Consider the following 15,006-nt stretch of genomic DNA (forward strand, 5'->3'; position numbering starts at 1 on the left):
TTTGCGTCTTGGTCCCGATCGCAATCACGCGATTTGGTGGAATCCCGATGGCCACGCCAGGTTCGACGGCCTTCCAACCATGCACAAGCGCACAGCACCATAAGACTACCGTCATTGCGAGCGTAGCGAAGCAATCCAGGGCCGTATCACGACGCCCTGGATTGCTTCGCTACGCTCGCAATGACGGCCGCGCCGTGTTTTCGATAATCGGGTATCCTTGGCGTTGGTTGCCGCCCAAGCGGTTATCGGCGACAGTGGGCGTCGAGAATAAAAGCAACGGAGAGAACGGCATGGCACAGGCCTATATCGTCGAAGCGGTGCGGACCGCCGGCGGTCGGCGCGGCGGACGGCTGGCGGGGTGGCATCCGGCCGACATGGCCGGCGCGATGCTCGATGCGGTCGTCGACCGATCGGGGATCGACCCGGCCGCGATCGACGACGTCATCATGGGGTGCGTCAGCCAGGGGGGCGAACAGGGTTTCCAGATCGGACGCGGCGCGGTGCTCGCCTCCCACCTGCCGCAATCCGTTCCCGCCGTCAGCATCGACCGCCAGTGCGGCAGTTCGCAACAGGCGATCCACTTCGCCGCTCAGGCGGTGATGTCGGGCACGCAGGACGTGGTGATCGCCGCCGGGGTGGAATCCATGACCCGCGTGCCGATGGGATCGACCGCCGCGCTGTTCGCGCAGGCCGGTCTTGGCCATGCCAAATCGCCGCGTCAGGAGGCGCGCTATCCCGGCGTGCAGTTCAGCCAGTTTCTGGGTGCGGAGATGATCGCCGACAAATACGGTTTCACGCGCGACCGGCTCGACGCCTACGCGCTCGAAAGCCACCGTCGCGCCGCCGCGGCCACGACCTGCGGCGACTTCGCCGGTGAGATCGTCGCGCTGCCGGTCGAGACGCCGGGCGGCATCGTCCTGCACGACCGCGACGAGGGGATCCGCTTCGACGCCACCCGAGAGTCGATCGGATCGGTGCGGCTGTTGCAGGCGGGCGGCCGGATCAGCGCCGCCAATGCCAGCCAGATCTGCGACGGGGCCAGCGCGGTGCTGGTCGTCAGCGAAGCGGCGTTGAAGGTCCATGGCCTCACCCCGATGGCGCGGATCCATACGCTGACCGTCACCGCCGGCGATCCGGTCATCATGCTGGAGGAGCCATTGTTCGCGACCGACCGCGCCCTGCAACGCGCCGGCCTGTCGATCGGCGATATCGACCTGTACGAGGTGAACGAGGCGTTCGCGCCAATTCCGCTTGCCTGGGCGCAGCATGTCGGCGCGGATCCGGCGCGGATGAACGTCAATGGCGGGGCCATCGCGCTCGGCCATCCACTGGGCGCGAGCGGTACGAAGCTGATGGCGACCCTGGTCCATGCACTGCACAAACGCGGCGGGCGTTACGGCCTGCAGACGATGTGCGAGGGCGGTGGGATCGCCAATGTCACCATCATCGAGCGGCTTTGATTGATGGCGCGCCCCGAAGCATGGCGGCTGGACCCCGCCGCCTACCCTTACACGACCACGATCCAGACCCGGTTCCAGGATCTCGATCCGCTGGGCCACATCAACAACGTGGCGATGGCCGCACTGTTTGAAAGCGGACGGGTGCGGTTCAACCGGGCGATGGGCCTGATGGCGTTTCGCGATCACCGCTGGCTGGTCGCGCAGGTGATCGTCAATTACCTTGCGGAGGGGCAGTTCCCCGCCGACGTGGAGATCGCCACCGGCATCGGTCGGATCGGCACGCGGAGCTGGCACCTGCTGTCCGCCGCCTTCCAGGACGGCGTCGCCATCGCCACCTGCGACGTGGTGCTGGTAATGAGCGCGGAAACCGGCGCGACACGCTTTCCCGACGGTTTCCGGGAGGCGCTGGAGGGCTTCAGGGCGCGCGCCGACGGGTAGGCGCGCCGATTTCAATCCACAAAGGACGCCGCACGCTTTTCCATGTTCGCGCGGACCTGTTCGATCTGGTTGGCGGTGCGGATGACCTTCAGCTGTTCGTCGGACTCGGCGCGCAGGATCGTCGCGGCATCGGCGTCGGCGGCCAGGTTGAACAACCGCTTCGATCCCCGGATCGCGTCTGGGTTCTTCGCCGCGATGTCGTGCGCCAGCGTCATGGCCGCGGCATGCGGGTCGTCGGCCAGCCGCGTGACGAAGCCAAGCTGCGCTGCCTCCGCCGCATCGAATTCACGCGCGGTATAGGTCAGTTCGCGCAACACGTCGTCACGCGCCAGCCCGCGCCACAGCGCGATGCCGGCCATGTCGGGGACCAGCCCCCAGTGCGTCTCGCGGATTGCAAACCGGGTCGCCGGGTGCGCGATGCGGATATCCGCACCCGACATGATCTGGAAACCGCCACCAAACGCGACACCGTGCACCGCGCAGATGACCGGCACCGGCAGCGTGCGCCAGCCCCAGGCAACCTGTTGCGGCCCGTTGGCCGGACCATGCGTGCGCGTGTCCAGCGACAGGCCCGACCCGCCGCCCGCCATCGACGCCATGTCCAACCCGGCACAGAACGCCCGCCCCTCCCCCGACAGCACCACGACGCGAACCCCGGCCATGCTCGCCAACCGGTCGATCATGCCCGCGATCTGGTCGAACATCGCCGGATCGAGCGCGTTCATCTTGTCCGCGCGGTTCAGCCGGACGTCGGCAATGCCGCCATCGACGGCCAGGGTCAGGCGATCCGTCAGGCGATCCGTCATGCACTCTCTCCCGTTTCGATCCGAAACCTAGCGCGGGGCCAAGCCGGGGGCAATTGCACACGCGCGGCGAGCGTGTAGAGCCTTGTCCGCATGTTCACGTTCGATATCCAACGGTTCCTCAATTCCAAGCTGGCAGGACATGGTGGCCGGCTGGGGCTGACCTATCACGCGCATGGCGACGACTGGGTCGAACTGGCCCTGCCCTACAGCACAGAGCAGATCGGCGATCCCGAAACAGGTGTCATCGCGTCCGGTCCGATCGTGACGATGATGGACATGGCGACCAGTCTGGCGGTCTGGCACAAGCGCGGGATGTTCGTGCCGCAGGCGACGCTGGACCTGCGCGTCGATTATCTGCGCCCCGCCACGCCGGGCAGGACGGTGATCGGCCACGGCGAATGTTACCGGATCACCCGCGCCATCGCGTTCGTTCGGGGTCAGGCGCATGACGGCGATCCGTCCGATCCGCTGGCGCATGTCGCCGGCACCTTCATGTCGATCGAGGCGCAACCATGACCACGCTGCCGCCTTATGCCGCGCTGCTGGGTCTGGCGGTCGAACCGGGCGATGAGGCTCCGGTGCTGGTGATGCCGTTCGACGATGCGGTCATCGGTCGCCCCGGCTTTCTGCACGGCGGTGCGATCGCCGGACTGCTGGAAGTCGCCGCCATCGCCGCGTTGCAACAGGCGCTGGCGGTCGAGGGCGGTGGACGGATCAAGCCGGTCAACGTCACCATCGACTTCATGCGCGGCGGTCGCGACAAGCCCACGCGGGCGGCGGGCATCGTCACCCGCCTCGGCACACGCGTCGCCAATGTCGAGGCGGTGGCGTGGCAGGACGACCGGTCCAGGCCGATCGCGGCGGCGCGGATGAACTATCTGCTGGTGCGGGGGTAGCGGACAATAAGACCCGTCATTGCGAGCGCAGCGAAGCAATCCAGAGCCACGGGCTAGACGCTCTGGATTGCTTCGCGACGCTCGCAATGACGGTCTTGGTTGGCAGACCTCACGCCAGCGCGAGTAGTGAATCCCGCTTGGCGATCAGGGCCGCGAAGTCGCCCTGCGGCGGCACCAGCGTCGCCATCGCCCGATCGAGCCGCGCCAGCGATATCGCCGCGATGTCGTCCAGCCGCCCGGCGATCTCGACCATCTCGTCCATCCGCGCCCAGCAATCGAGCACCACGTCACAACCGGCGGCGATAGCGCCTGCCGCCTTTTCGCCCGCCGTCCCCGACAGCGCCTTCATGTCGATATCGTCGGTCATCAGCAGGCCGTCGAAGCCGATGCGGCCACGGATGATCTCGGCGATGACGGTCGGCGACAGCGTGGCCGGACGCTCGGCGTCCCACGCCTGATAGACGATGTGCGACGTCATCGCCATCGGCGCGCCCCGCAGCGACTGGAACGGTTCGAGGTCGATCGCGAGGTCCGCATCGGATGCGGTGACGGTCGGCAGCAGATGGTGCGAATCAACGATCGCGCGACCATGGCCGGGCATGTGCTTGACGACACCGACGACCCCGCCGGCCGCCAGCCCCTCCAGCGTGGCCCGGCCGAGCGCCGCCACGCGCATCGGGTCGCGACCATAGGCGCGGCAACTGATCGCCTCGGTCGTGTCGGGTTGCACCACGTCGAGCAGCGGCAGGCAGTCGACGGTGATGCCGACTTCGTGCAGTATCAGCCCGAGTCCTTCCGCATTGGCGCGCGCGGCCTGGATCGCCGACATCGGCGCGATCTCGTACAGCGCATCGAACGCGGGCCCGGCGGGAAACGCCGGCCATTCGGGCGGGGCCATCCGCGCGACCCGCCCGCCCTCCTGATCGATCAGGATCGGCAAATCATCCCGCCCGGTCAGGTCGCGAAGCGAATCGGTCAGCGCACGCACCTGCGCGCGCGTTTCGATATTGCGGCGGAACAGGATGAAGCCCGCCGGCGCGCTGTCGGTGAAGAAGGCGGCCTCGTCGGCGGTCAGGGTCGGGCCGGACAGGCCGAAGATAACGGGTTTCATGGACGCAGGGTTAGCGAAGCGCGCGGTCGGGGGGAACCATCGTTATCGGGATCCCCCGCCGACCCTCGTCATTGCTTCGCCTGCGCTCGCAATGACGGTGGGCAGGTTCAGCTCGTGACGAAGCAGCTCTCGCCCGCCACGCGCAGGCGACCGCACAGGTCAGCCGCCTGTCCGGCGCTGCCCGCGTTCACGCGCAGCCGGTACAGCGTCTTGCCGTTGCGCTCGACCGGCTCGACCGTCTTGCCCAGCGCGGACAGATAGCCGAACCGCTTGGAGAAATTGCCCCAGGATGCGTTGGCGACCGCTTCGCTCGGATACGCACCAAGCTGGATCAGCGCGCCACCCGCATTCGCGCCGGGGACTGCACTGCGCGGTGCGCCCATCGGTGGGGCGGCGACCAGCCGCCCGCCGGATGCCGGAACCTGCGACACCGCGTTGCGACCGCCCGGACCGGTCTGCGCGGCCGGCGTTGCGGCACGGCGACCGGCTACCGGTGCCTCGGGCACGGCCTTCAGGTCGACATTGCCGTTGCCGGCCCCCGCGCCGGCGCTGGTCGCGACGGCGGCATCGCCCTCGCCATTGACCTTCAGCCCGCCGGGATCGTTCGGGCGAACCTTGTAGTCGCCCTCCTGCGCGGCGATCAGCGTGCCGTCGCCACCGGTCGGGCTACGATGCAGCATCGTGAACACGCCGAACAGCACCGCCGCCAGCACGCCCAGACCCAGCACCACCAGCGCGATGGTGCGGCCGGTGTTGCTCGGCTCGGGCTCGTCCGGTTCGACCGTTTCCAGCCAGGGCAGACGGTCCTCGTCGCGCAGGTCCATCTCGTCGGCCGCCATCATTTCATCTCCGAAACCGCTTCGACCCCCATAATGGACAAGCCGTTACGAATTACTTGCCCGATTGCGGCGGCGAGGAAAAGCCGTGCGCGCGTCGCCTCCGCATCGTCCACGACCAGGAAACGCCGGTCCGGGCGATCGTTGCCGACATTCCACGCCGCGTGGAACTCGGCCGCCAAGTCATAGAGATAGAAGGCGATCCGGTGCGGTTCGCGGGCGGTCGCCGCCGTCTCGACGATGCGCGGGAACTGCGCGGCCAGCTTCACCAGTGCCAGCTCGTCCGTCTCAAGCCGGGACAGGTCGGCCGAACCGCCCGCGATTCCCGCCTCGGCCGCGCGGCGGTGGAGCGACTGGATCCGGGCATGGGCATACTGGACGTAGAAGACGGGATTGTCCTTCGACGCCTCGACCACCTTGGCGAAGTCGAAATCCATCTGCGCATCGGACCGGCGGGTCAGCATCGTGAAGCGCACGACGTCCTTGCCGACCTCGTTCACGACATCGGCCAGCGTCACGAAATTGCCCGCGCGCTTGGACATCTTCACCGGCTCGCCACCGCGCAGCAGGCGGACCATCTGCACCAGCTTCACGTCCAGCTTGACCGCACCGCTGGTCAGCGCCGCGACCGAGGCGACGATGCGCTTGACGGTGCCGGCATGGTCCGCACCCCAGATATCGATCAGTGCATCGGCGGTCTGTGCCTTCTGGTAGTGATACGCCATGTCCGCGCCGAAATAGGTCCAGCTGCCGTTCGACTTCTTGATCGGCCGGTCCTGATCGTCGCCGAACTGCGTCGAGCGGAACAGCGGCAACTCGACCGGTTCCCAGTCGTCGGGCGTCTCGCCCTTCGGCGCTTCCAGCACGCCGTCATAGATCAGGTCGCGCGCGCGCAGCGTCGCCTCGGCCTCCTCGGGCTTGCCGGCGGCCTGCAGCTCGGCCTCCGACGAGAAGACGTCGTGGCGGATGCCCAGCAGCGCGAGATCGGCGCGGATCATGTCCATCATCGCCGCGACCGCGCGGGTGCGGAACAGGACCAGCCATTCGCCCTCGGGTGCGGCGACGTAGCGATCGCCATATTCCGTGCCGAGATCCTGGCCGATCTGCACCAGATAATCGCCGGGATACAGGCCCTCGGGAATCGTCACGGTCTCGCCGAGCGCCTCGCGGTAACGCAGGTGGACCGAGCGGGCGAGGACATCGACCTGGCCGCCCGCGTCGTTGACGTAATATTCGCGGATGACGTTGTGCCCGGCCCATTCGAGCAGCGCGGCCAGCGCATCGCCGACGACCGCGCCGCGGCAATGGCCCATGTGCATCGGCCCGGTGGGATTGGCCGAGACATATTCGATGTTGACCGTGTTGCCGGCCCCGCGCGTCGAGCGGCCATAATCCGCGCCGCCCTCATGGATCGCGCGCAACTCGCCCTTCCAGCTGTCGGACGTCAGCGTCATGTTGATGAAGCCCGGTCCCGCGACGGCGACGCCGGCGACCTCGTCGATCTTCTCCAGTTCGGCGGCCAGCGCGGCGGCCAGCGCGCGCGGATTGGTGCCGGCGGGCTTGGCCAGCACCATTGCCGCATTGGTCGCCAGATCGCCGTGCGTGGCATCGCGCGGCGGCTCCACGGTCACGTTCGCGCGGTTCAGATCGGCGGGCAAGGTGCCGGCGGCGACCAGTGCATCGAGCGCCGCGTCGATGTGCGCGGTGAAACGGGAGTAGAGCGTCATGGGGAACGGGCCTTCGCGAATGATCGGCGGCCCCTAGCAGGTCGGAAAAGGGAGGCCAACCTTGGGCCGTTTCATCCGCCGTCATCCTCGCGCAGGCGATGGTCCCGCTTCTTCTGTATCGAATACGTCGAAGAAGCGGGACGCGCGCGCGGGCGACGGGTAGGGCATTATTTCTTCGCCGCCGTCAGCTTCAGCAGCCGCCCCTGCGACTCGCCGCCATCCTCCAGCAACCAGATCGCGCCGTCCGGCCCCTGCTCGACCTCGCGGATACGCGCGCCCATGTCCCACTGGTCGCCTTTGGCCGCGCTGGTGCCGTTCAGGTCGACGCGGACCAGGGATTTCGACGACAAGCCGCCAATGAAGGCATCGCCGCGCCACTGCGGGAACATCGCCCCCGAATAGATCATCAGCCCGGCCGGGGAGATGACCGGGTTCCACGACACCTTCGGCGCTTCATACCCGTCTCCGGCCTTGTGATCGGGGATGTCGCGACCGTCATAGTGTGAGCCGTTCGAGGCGTTGGGCCAGCCATAGTTGCGGCCGGGCAGGATCAGATTGACCTCGTCGCCGCCCTTTGGTCCCATTTCCTGTTCCCACAGATTGCCCTTCGCATCGAAGGCGATCCCGAGCAGGTTGCGATGACCATAGGACCAGATTTCGGGCAGGAACCCCCTGGCGGCGAGCGGATTGCCCGGTGCCGGCTTGCCGTCGAGGGTCAGGCGCAGCACCTTGCCGAGCGGCAGTTTGGGATCCTGCGCGGGCGTGAACTTCTGGCGTTCGCCGGCGGTGAAGAACAGGTATCGGCCGTCCGGCGAAAAGGCGATGCGGCCGGAATAATGGCCGTTGCCCGGCACCTTGGGCGCGCGCCACAGGGTCTGGACATTCTCCAGCCTGGCGGTCGTGCCGTCCTCGACCAGCTTCGCGCGGGCAAGGACCACGCCCTTGCCGCCGGCCCCGGCCTCCGAATAGCTGAAATACAGCATGCCCGACAGGTTGGCGGCATCCGGCGGGACGACCACGTCCATCAGTCCGCCCTGCCCCTCGCTGTCGACCGCCGGCACGCCGGTGACGTCGATGATTCGTCCGTCCTCGAACGGCACCAGCTTCATTGCGCCCTTCTTCTCGGTGACGAGCATGTACATCTCCCACGGGGTCATCGCCCAGGGTGAGTCGAAGTCGGCAATCTCGGTCACGGTGAAGGGCTTGGCGGCGGTCTTCGGGCCCGCGCCCTGCGGTTGTGCCGAACAGGCGGCGGAGGCGAGCAGGGTGACGGCGAACAGGGTGCGGCGAATCATGTGAAGTCTCTCCCGGAAATCGACCATGAAAACGCTGCGAACGGCCGCAAGGTTGCCGCGCTTGCGAAAGCCCGTCACCCGGCGTATAGCGGCCGGGCTTTCTCTACATCGTCAGATGAAGAGGCTGCGGGGTTCGCCCCGCGGCGCAGACCTCCCGTGCATGGAGCCGTGATGGCGGATATCGCCCTGTTGACCGCGTTGATCGAACCCGAAGCCACGGCTTTGGGCCTCTCCCTCGTGCGTGTGCGGATGCAGGGCGGCAAGTCCGACCCGACGCTGCAGGTCATGGCCGAGCGCCCCGACACGCGCCAGCTGGTGATCGAGGATTGCGCCGAGCTGTCGCGCCGAATCTCCGACAAGTTCGACGCGCTGGAGGCCGAGGGCAAGGACCCGATCGCCGAGGCATATCGCCTTGAAGTGTCCAGCCCCGGCATCGACCGCCCGCTGACCCGGTTGCAGGACTTTGCCGACTGGGCCGGACAGGAGGCGCGTATCCGGCTGGTCGCGCCGTTTGAGGATCGCAAGCAGATTTCGGGCGATATCGTCGGTGTCGAAGGCACGAAGATCACCATCGACGTGAACAGGCACAAGATGATGACGATCGACTATGACCAGGTGGCTGATGCCAAGCTGGTGATGACCGATCGCCTCATCGCCGCGACCGCGCCGCTTTCCACCGAAGGCGCGGACGAGCTATTCTATCAGGACGACGACGCGCCGGACGCGGAAACGCACGGCGCGGACACCAGCGAAGAAGGACAGGATTGATGGCCACGGCAGTCACCGCGAACCGTGCGGAACTGATCGCGATCGCAAATGCGGTCGCCTCGGAAAAGATGATCGACAAGGCCATCGTCATCGAGGCGATGGAGGACGCGATCCAGCGCGCCGCGCGCCAGCGTTACGGTGCCGAAAACGACATCCGCGCCAAGCTGGACCCGCAGACTGGCGACCTTCGCCTGTGGCGCGTGGTCGAGGTGGTCGAGGCCGTCGATGACTATTTCAAGCAGGTCGACGTCGCGCAGGCGCAGAAGCTGCAGAAGGGCGCGACGCTGGGCGATTATATCGTCGATCCGCTGCCCCCGATCGAATTCGGCCGCATCGCCGCACAGGCCGCCAAGCAGGTCATCTTCCAGAAGGTCCGCGACGCCGAGCGCGAGCGCCAGTACGAAGAGTTCAAGGACCGGATGGGCGAGATCATCACCGGTGTCGTCAAGCGCGTCGAGTTCGGCCACGTCGTGGTCGACCTTGGCCGCGCCGAGGGCGTCATCCGCCGCGACGCGCAGATTCCGCGCGAAGTGGTGCGCGTCAACGACCGCATCCGCTCGCTGATCCTGAACGTCCGCCGCGAGAATCGCGGGCCGCAGATTTTCCTGAGCCGCGCGCATCCCGACTTCATGAAGAAGCTGTTCGCGCAGGAAGTGCCCGAAATCTATGACGGCATCATCGAGATCAAGGCCGCCGCGCGCGATCCGGGCAGCCGCGCCAAGATCGGCGTCATCAGCCATGATTCGAGCATCGACCCGGTCGGTGCCTGCGTCGGCATGAAGGGCAGCCGCGTCCAGGCCGTCGTGCAGGAAATGCAGGGCGAGAAGATCGACATCATCCCCTGGTCGCCCGACACCGCGACCTTCGTGGTCAATGCGTTGCAGCCGGCCAGCGTCAGCCGCGTCGTGATCGACGAGGAAGAAGACCGGATCGAGGTCGTCGTGCCCGACGATCAGCTCAGCCTTGCCATCGGTCGCCGTGGGCAGAACGTCCGTCTCGCCAGCCAGCTGACCGGCAGCGCGATTGACATCCTGACCGAAGCCGATGCCTCCGAAAAGCGCCAGAAGGAGTTCGTCACCAACTCCGAGCTGTTCCAGAACGAACTCGACGTCGACGAGACGCTCGCGCAACTGCTGGTCGCCGAAGGCTTCGGCAGCCTGGAGGAAGTCGCCTATGTCGAGGTCGATGAGATCGCGTCGATCGAGGGCTTCGACGAGGATCTGGCCGCCGAGTTGCAGAACCGTGCGACCGAGGCGCTGGACCGCCGCGAAGCGACCAACCGCGACGAGCGCGTTGCGCTTGGCGTCGAGGATGCGCTGGCCGAGCTGCCCTATCTGACCGAGGCAATGCTGGTCACGCTGGGCAAGGCGGGCATCAAGACGCTCGACGATCTGGCCGATCTGGCCACCGACGAGCTGGTCGAGAAGAAGCGCGCCGAGCCGCGTCGCCGCAATGAGGACGCACCGAAGCGGGCCGAACCGAAGGGCGGGATTCTCGCGGAGTATGGCCTGAGCGACGAGCAGGGCAACGAGATCATCATGGCCGCCCGCGCGCACTGGTTCGAGGACGAGGCTCCGGCAGCAGAGACCGGGGACGAGGCTGAGGCTGAGGCTGAGGCTGAGGCTGAGGCTGAGGCTGACGAAGCCGTGCAGGACGATGCGGCAAAGGCATCGACCGAGCAGAACGACAAGACCGCCTGATGCCGTTCGTCAGCATCCGCATGGCCGGCTCCGCCACGAAGGAGCAGAAGGCCGGCCTCGTCGCGGATGTGACGCGGTCGCTGGTCGAGCGGCTGGGCAAGAACCCGGCCGCCGTCCAGATCGTGATCGAGGAAGTCTCGACCGAGAATTACGGAGCCGGCGGTCAGTTGATCGCGGATCGTGATGCCGCCGACGCCAATCCACGGGAGGACGCGCATGCGGAACTCCCACGATGATTCGCGCGGACTGACCCTCCCTTCGCAGCGTGCGAAGGGCCGGCGTGGCGCCTTCCCCGCTGCCGCCGCCGGCGCGGATACCGACACGGACGCCGTTGCCGATGCTGTCGGTGATGACGGTCCCGTGCGCCGCTGTATCCTGTCCGGCGTGCGGGACGACCGCGACACGATGGTCCGGCTGGCGCTGGCCCCCGACGGGCAGATCCTGCCCGACGTGCGGGCCAAGGCCCCGGGGCGCGGCGCGTGGATCGGCGTGACCCGGGCAGAACTTGAGGTTGCGCAGAAGAAGGGCAAGCTGAAGGGCGGCCTTGCGCGCGCGTTCAGGACGGCCGAGTTCGTCATCCCGGCGGATCTTCCCGCGAGGATTGAGGCGGCGCTGACCCGCAACGCGCTCGACCGACTCGGCCTCGAATCGCGCAGCGGCAAGCTGCTGACCGGGTCCGATAAGATCGAGGGCGAGGCGCGCGCAGGCCGGCTGATCGCGCTGTATCACGCCGCCGATGCCAAGGACGATGGCCGGCGAAAGCTGGCCCAGGCGTGGCGTGTCGGCACCGATCGCGAAGGCTCCGATCTCAAGGGGTTGGCGTTGCCGGTCGGACGCCCCATATTGTCATTGGCGCTGGGCCGTGAAAATGTGGTACACATTGGCCTTACCGACCGCGCTGCAGCAAAGCGGGTGAGCGAAGCGCTCGACCGCTGGTTGCATTTTATCGGACCCGAATCTTCTCCCGTGCCTTGCGAAACGGCCTCGCAGGGCGCATCGGCGTCCGGACTTTCCGGCACCCTACCGGCCGTGAACCGCTACGAGGAATTTGAGTGAGCGAGACCGACAACGACAAGCCGAAACTTGGCATGCGCGCGCCCCTGGGGCTGAAGCGCACGGTCGAGACCGGCAAGGTGAAGCAGAGCTTCAGCCACGGCCGATCCAATACGGTGGTGGTCGAAGTAAAGCGTCGCCGCGTGCTCGGCGGACGTCCTGGCGAGGCCGAAGCGCCCGTGCAGGAAACGGCTGCGTCCGAGCCGGTCGCGCCCGCGCCGCAGGCCGCCGCGCCCGCCCCGCAACGCACGACCAATGACAGTCCGCTGTCGCGTCAGGAAATGCAGGCCAAGCTGCTGCGCGAAGCGGAAGAATCGCGGATGACGTCGCTGGAAGGCGCGCGTCGTCGCGAGGACACCGAACGCACCAAGGCGGCCGAGGACGAACGTCGTCGCGCCGAGGAGCGTGCCAGGGTCGACGCCGAGGCGAAGGCCGCGCCGGCTCCCGAGCCGGCGCCGGCACCGGCGCCAACGCCGGTCGAGGCTGCACCCGCAGCCCCCGCCCCGGTCGCGGCCGAGCCGGCCCCGGTGGCCGCGCCGATCGAAGTGAAGCTGGGTGGCGTCGCGCCACGCCGCTTCTCGCCGGTCGCACCGCCACCGCCGCCGCCCGTTGTCGAAGCCCCCGTCGCGGACACGCCGGCTGCTGCCGAACCAAAGGTCGAGGCTCCGGCTCCGGCTGCCAAGGCCGCACCGGCTCCGACCCCCGCGCCCGCACCGGTTGCACCGCGCCCTACGCCCGCTCCGGCTGCGCCACCGCGTCCGGTCATGGTTGCGCTCGATCCGTCGATGCCCGCGCCCCGCCGGTTCTCGCCGGTGGCACGGCCCGAGCGTCCTCCGCCGCCGCCAAAGGTTGCACCGGCTCCGGCCGCTGCCCCGGCAACAACGGCCGCCACGCCTGCCGCTGGCTCGGCGGCCGCCGCGCGTGGTCCGGCCGGCGCGGCGACGATCGCACCGCGTCGCGATGGTCCGCCCGCACGTCCGCAGCAGCGTGACCGCAAGGGTGACGATCGTCGCCAGTCGGGCAAGCTGACCGTCAACCGTGCGCTTGGCGATGGTGACGGCGCACGCGCCCGCAGCCTTGCCGCACTGAAGCGTGCGCGCGAGAAGGAGCGCCGTGGCATGGGCGGCCCGCGCGAGCCGCAGGCCAAGCAGGTCCGCGACGTCGTGGTTCCCGATGCGATCACCGTGCAAGAACTCGCCAACCGCATGGCGGAAAAGGGCGCGGACCTGGTCAAGACGCTGTTCAAGATGGGCATGCCCGTCACGATGACGCAGACGATCGACCAGGACACGGCCGAACTGCTGGTGACCGAATTCGGCCACAACATCGTGCGCGTCAGCGATTCGGACATCGATATCGCCAACGACATGATCGAGGATGCCGACGACACGCTGGTTCAGCGTCCGCCGGTGGTCACGATCATGGGCCATGTCGACCACGGCAAGACGAGCCTGCTCGATGCCCTGCGCGGCACCGACGTGGCGCGTGGCGAGGCCGGCGGCATCACCCAGCACATCGGTGCGTATCAGGTGACGCTGAAGGACAAGTCGAAGATCACCTTCCTCGACACGCCGGGCCATGAAGCCTTTACCGAGATGCGCGCGCGCGGTGCCAACGTCACCGACATCGTCATCCTGGTGGTGGCGGCCGACGACGGCCTGATGCCGCAGACGATCGAGGCGATCGCGCATACCAAGGCGTCGGGCGTGCCGATGATCGTGGCGATCAACAAGATCGACAAGGAAGGCGCGAACCCGCAAAAGGTCCGCGAACGCCTGCTCGAACACGAAGTCATCGTCGAATATATGGGCGGTGACGTGCAGGACGTCGAAGTCTCGGCCCTGAAGAAGACCGGGCTGGACGACCTGATCGAGAAGATCCAGCTGCAGGCCGAACTGCTCGACCTGAAGGCGAATCCGGACCGGACCGCCGAGGGCACCGTGATCGAGGCCAAGCTCGACAAGGGCCGTGGCCCGGTCGCGACGGTCCTGATCGACCGGGGCACGCTGAAGATCGGCGACATCTTCGTCGTCGGTGCCGAAAGCGGCAAGGTGCGCGCGCTGGTCGACGACAAGGGTCGCCAGATCAAGGAAGCCGGTCCGGCGATGCCGGTCGAAGTCCTTGGCCTGTCGGGCGTACCGTCGGCGGGTGATCCGTTGCAGGTCGTCGAGAACGAGGCGCGCGCCCGTGAAGTCGCGGAATATCGCCGCGGCGTGAAGACCGACAAGCGGACCACCTCGGTTCCGGCCAGCCTAGAGAGCATGTTCTCCGCGCTCAAGGACAAGCAGGCGATCGAATATCCGCTGGTCGTCAAGGCGGATACGCAGGGCACGGTCGAGGCCATCGTCGGGGCGATCAACAAGATCAGCACCGACCTGATCCGCGCCCGCGTACTGCATTCGGGTGTCGGCGGCATCACCGAATCCGACGTGACGCTTGCCGGAGCCTCCGGCGCGCCGATCATCGGCTTCAACGTCCGCCCGAACGCCAAGGCGCGCGAAATCGCCGAGCGTCAGAAGGTCGCGTTCAAATATTATGACGTGATCTACGACCTGATCGACGAGATCCGCGCCGGGATGGCGGGTGAGCTTGGGCCGGAAGCGTTCGAGACGGTCGTTGGCCGTGCGGAAATCCGCGAGGTCTTCTCGGCAGGCAAGCATGGCAAGGCGGCGGGTCTGCTCGTCACCGACGGCAACATCCGCAAGGCGCTGAAAGCCCGTATCACGCGCAACGACGTCATCATCTATCAGGGCGAAATCGCATCACTGCGTCGCTTCAAGGATGATGTCGCCGAAGTCCGCGCCGGTCTGGAGTGCGGCGTGACGTTCACGTCGAACTTCGTGGACATCAAGGCGGGCGACTATCTCGAAACGTTCGAAGTCGAGATGCGCGAGCGCACGCTGTAATCACGACCCC

General features: G+C 67.3%; 14 protein-coding genes. 9 read left to right on the forward strand and 5 right to left on the reverse strand.

Features of this window, described 5'->3' with window-relative positions; all coding sequences use genetic code 11:
• Nucleotides 1-290: 290 nt before the first annotated feature.
• The gene (locus ASE75_RS01310) at nt 291-1,460 is read left to right on the forward strand and encodes an acetyl-CoA C-acetyltransferase (protein ID WP_055929178.1); all 1,170 of its coding nucleotides are present in this window, start codon (nt 291-293) and stop codon (nt 1,458-1,460) included.
• Between the two features lie 3 nt (nt 1,461-1,463).
• The gene (locus tag ASE75_RS01315) at nt 1,464-1,898 is read left to right on the forward strand and encodes an acyl-CoA thioesterase (protein ID WP_055927670.1); all 435 of its coding nucleotides are present in this window, start codon (nt 1,464-1,466) and stop codon (nt 1,896-1,898) included.
• Nucleotides 1,899-1,909: 11 nt separating this feature from the next.
• Here ASE75_RS01315 and ASE75_RS01320 read toward each other — a convergent pair whose 3' ends face one another.
• Nucleotides 1,910-2,704, reverse strand: coding sequence for a crotonase/enoyl-CoA hydratase family protein (locus ASE75_RS01320; RefSeq protein ID WP_235512463.1), 795 nt, complete (start codon nt 2,702-2,704; stop codon nt 1,910-1,912).
• 90 nt (nt 2,705-2,794) lie between these two features.
• On the opposite strand from ASE75_RS01320, the gene ASE75_RS01325 reads away from it, so the two are divergent.
• Complete coding sequence (locus ASE75_RS01325; protein WP_055927673.1) at nt 2,795-3,220, forward strand: PaaI family thioesterase; 426 nt, start codon at nt 2,795-2,797, stop codon at nt 3,218-3,220.
• The gene (locus ASE75_RS01330; RefSeq protein WP_055927677.1) at nt 3,217-3,600 is read left to right on the forward strand and encodes a PaaI family thioesterase; all 384 of its coding nucleotides are present in this window, start codon (nt 3,217-3,219) and stop codon (nt 3,598-3,600) included. Before ASE75_RS01325 ends, ASE75_RS01330 begins: the two co-directional genes overlap by 4 nt.
• A gap of 109 nt (nt 3,601-3,709) precedes the next feature.
• Here ASE75_RS01330 and ASE75_RS01335 read toward each other — a convergent pair whose 3' ends face one another.
• The 4 genes from ASE75_RS01335 to ASE75_RS01350 all read right to left on the reverse strand — a co-directional run bounded on the left by ASE75_RS01335 (nt 3,710) and on the right by ASE75_RS01350 (nt 8,569).
• Nucleotides 3,710-4,711, reverse strand: coding sequence for a glycoside hydrolase family 3 N-terminal domain-containing protein (locus ASE75_RS01335; protein WP_055927680.1), 1,002 nt, complete (start codon nt 4,709-4,711; stop codon nt 3,710-3,712).
• A 107-nt stretch (nt 4,712-4,818) separates the two neighbouring features.
• Nucleotides 4,819-5,550 (reverse strand): SPOR domain-containing protein, encoded by a 732-nt coding sequence (locus ASE75_RS01340; protein WP_055927683.1) that lies wholly within the window; start codon nt 5,548-5,550, stop codon nt 4,819-4,821.
• Entirely contained in the window at nt 5,550-7,274 is a 1,725-nt protein-coding gene (gene argS, locus ASE75_RS01345; RefSeq protein ID WP_055927686.1) for an arginine--tRNA ligase, read from the reverse strand. The genes ASE75_RS01340 and argS overlap by 1 nt, the downstream gene beginning before the upstream one ends.
• 167 nt (nt 7,275-7,441) lie before the next feature.
• Nucleotides 7,442-8,569 carry a PQQ-dependent sugar dehydrogenase gene (locus ASE75_RS01350; RefSeq protein WP_055929184.1) on the reverse strand — a complete coding sequence of 376 codons (1,128 nt, stop codon included), beginning with the start codon at nt 8,567-8,569 and terminating at the stop codon, nt 7,442-7,444.
• Nucleotides 8,570-8,740: 171 nt separating this feature from the next.
• Between ASE75_RS01350 and rimP the strand changes: the two genes are divergently transcribed.
• The 5 genes from rimP (at nt 8,741) to infB (ending at nt 14,996) form a co-directional block, all read left to right on the forward strand.
• Nucleotides 8,741-9,337 carry a ribosome maturation protein RimP gene (gene rimP, locus ASE75_RS01355; protein WP_055927692.1) on the forward strand — a complete coding sequence of 199 codons (597 nt, stop codon included), beginning with the start codon at nt 8,741-8,743 and terminating at the stop codon, nt 9,335-9,337.
• Entirely contained in the window at nt 9,337-11,037 is a 1,701-nt protein-coding gene (gene nusA / locus ASE75_RS01360; RefSeq protein ID WP_055927695.1) for a transcription termination factor NusA, read from the forward strand. Before rimP ends, nusA begins: the two co-directional genes overlap by 1 nt.
• Nucleotides 11,037-11,273 (forward strand): tautomerase family protein, encoded by a 237-nt coding sequence (locus ASE75_RS01365; protein WP_055927698.1) that lies wholly within the window; start codon nt 11,037-11,039, stop codon nt 11,271-11,273. Before nusA ends, ASE75_RS01365 begins: the two co-directional genes overlap by 1 nt.
• 169 nt (nt 11,274-11,442) lie before the next feature.
• Nucleotides 11,443-12,093, forward strand: a complete 651-nt coding sequence (locus ASE75_RS01370; RefSeq protein WP_055929187.1) for a DUF448 domain-containing protein — start codon at nt 11,443-11,445, stop codon at nt 12,091-12,093.
• Nucleotides 12,090-14,996 (forward strand): translation initiation factor IF-2, encoded by a 2,907-nt coding sequence (infB, locus tag ASE75_RS01375; RefSeq protein ID WP_055927701.1) that lies wholly within the window; start codon nt 12,090-12,092, stop codon nt 14,994-14,996. Before ASE75_RS01370 ends, infB begins: the two co-directional genes overlap by 4 nt.
• Nucleotides 14,997-15,006 lie beyond the last annotated feature (10 nt).

Source organism: Sphingomonas sp. Leaf17, from assembly GCF_001421505.1.
In the GTDB taxonomy this organism is placed as follows: domain Bacteria; phylum Pseudomonadota; class Alphaproteobacteria; order Sphingomonadales; family Sphingomonadaceae; genus Sphingomonas.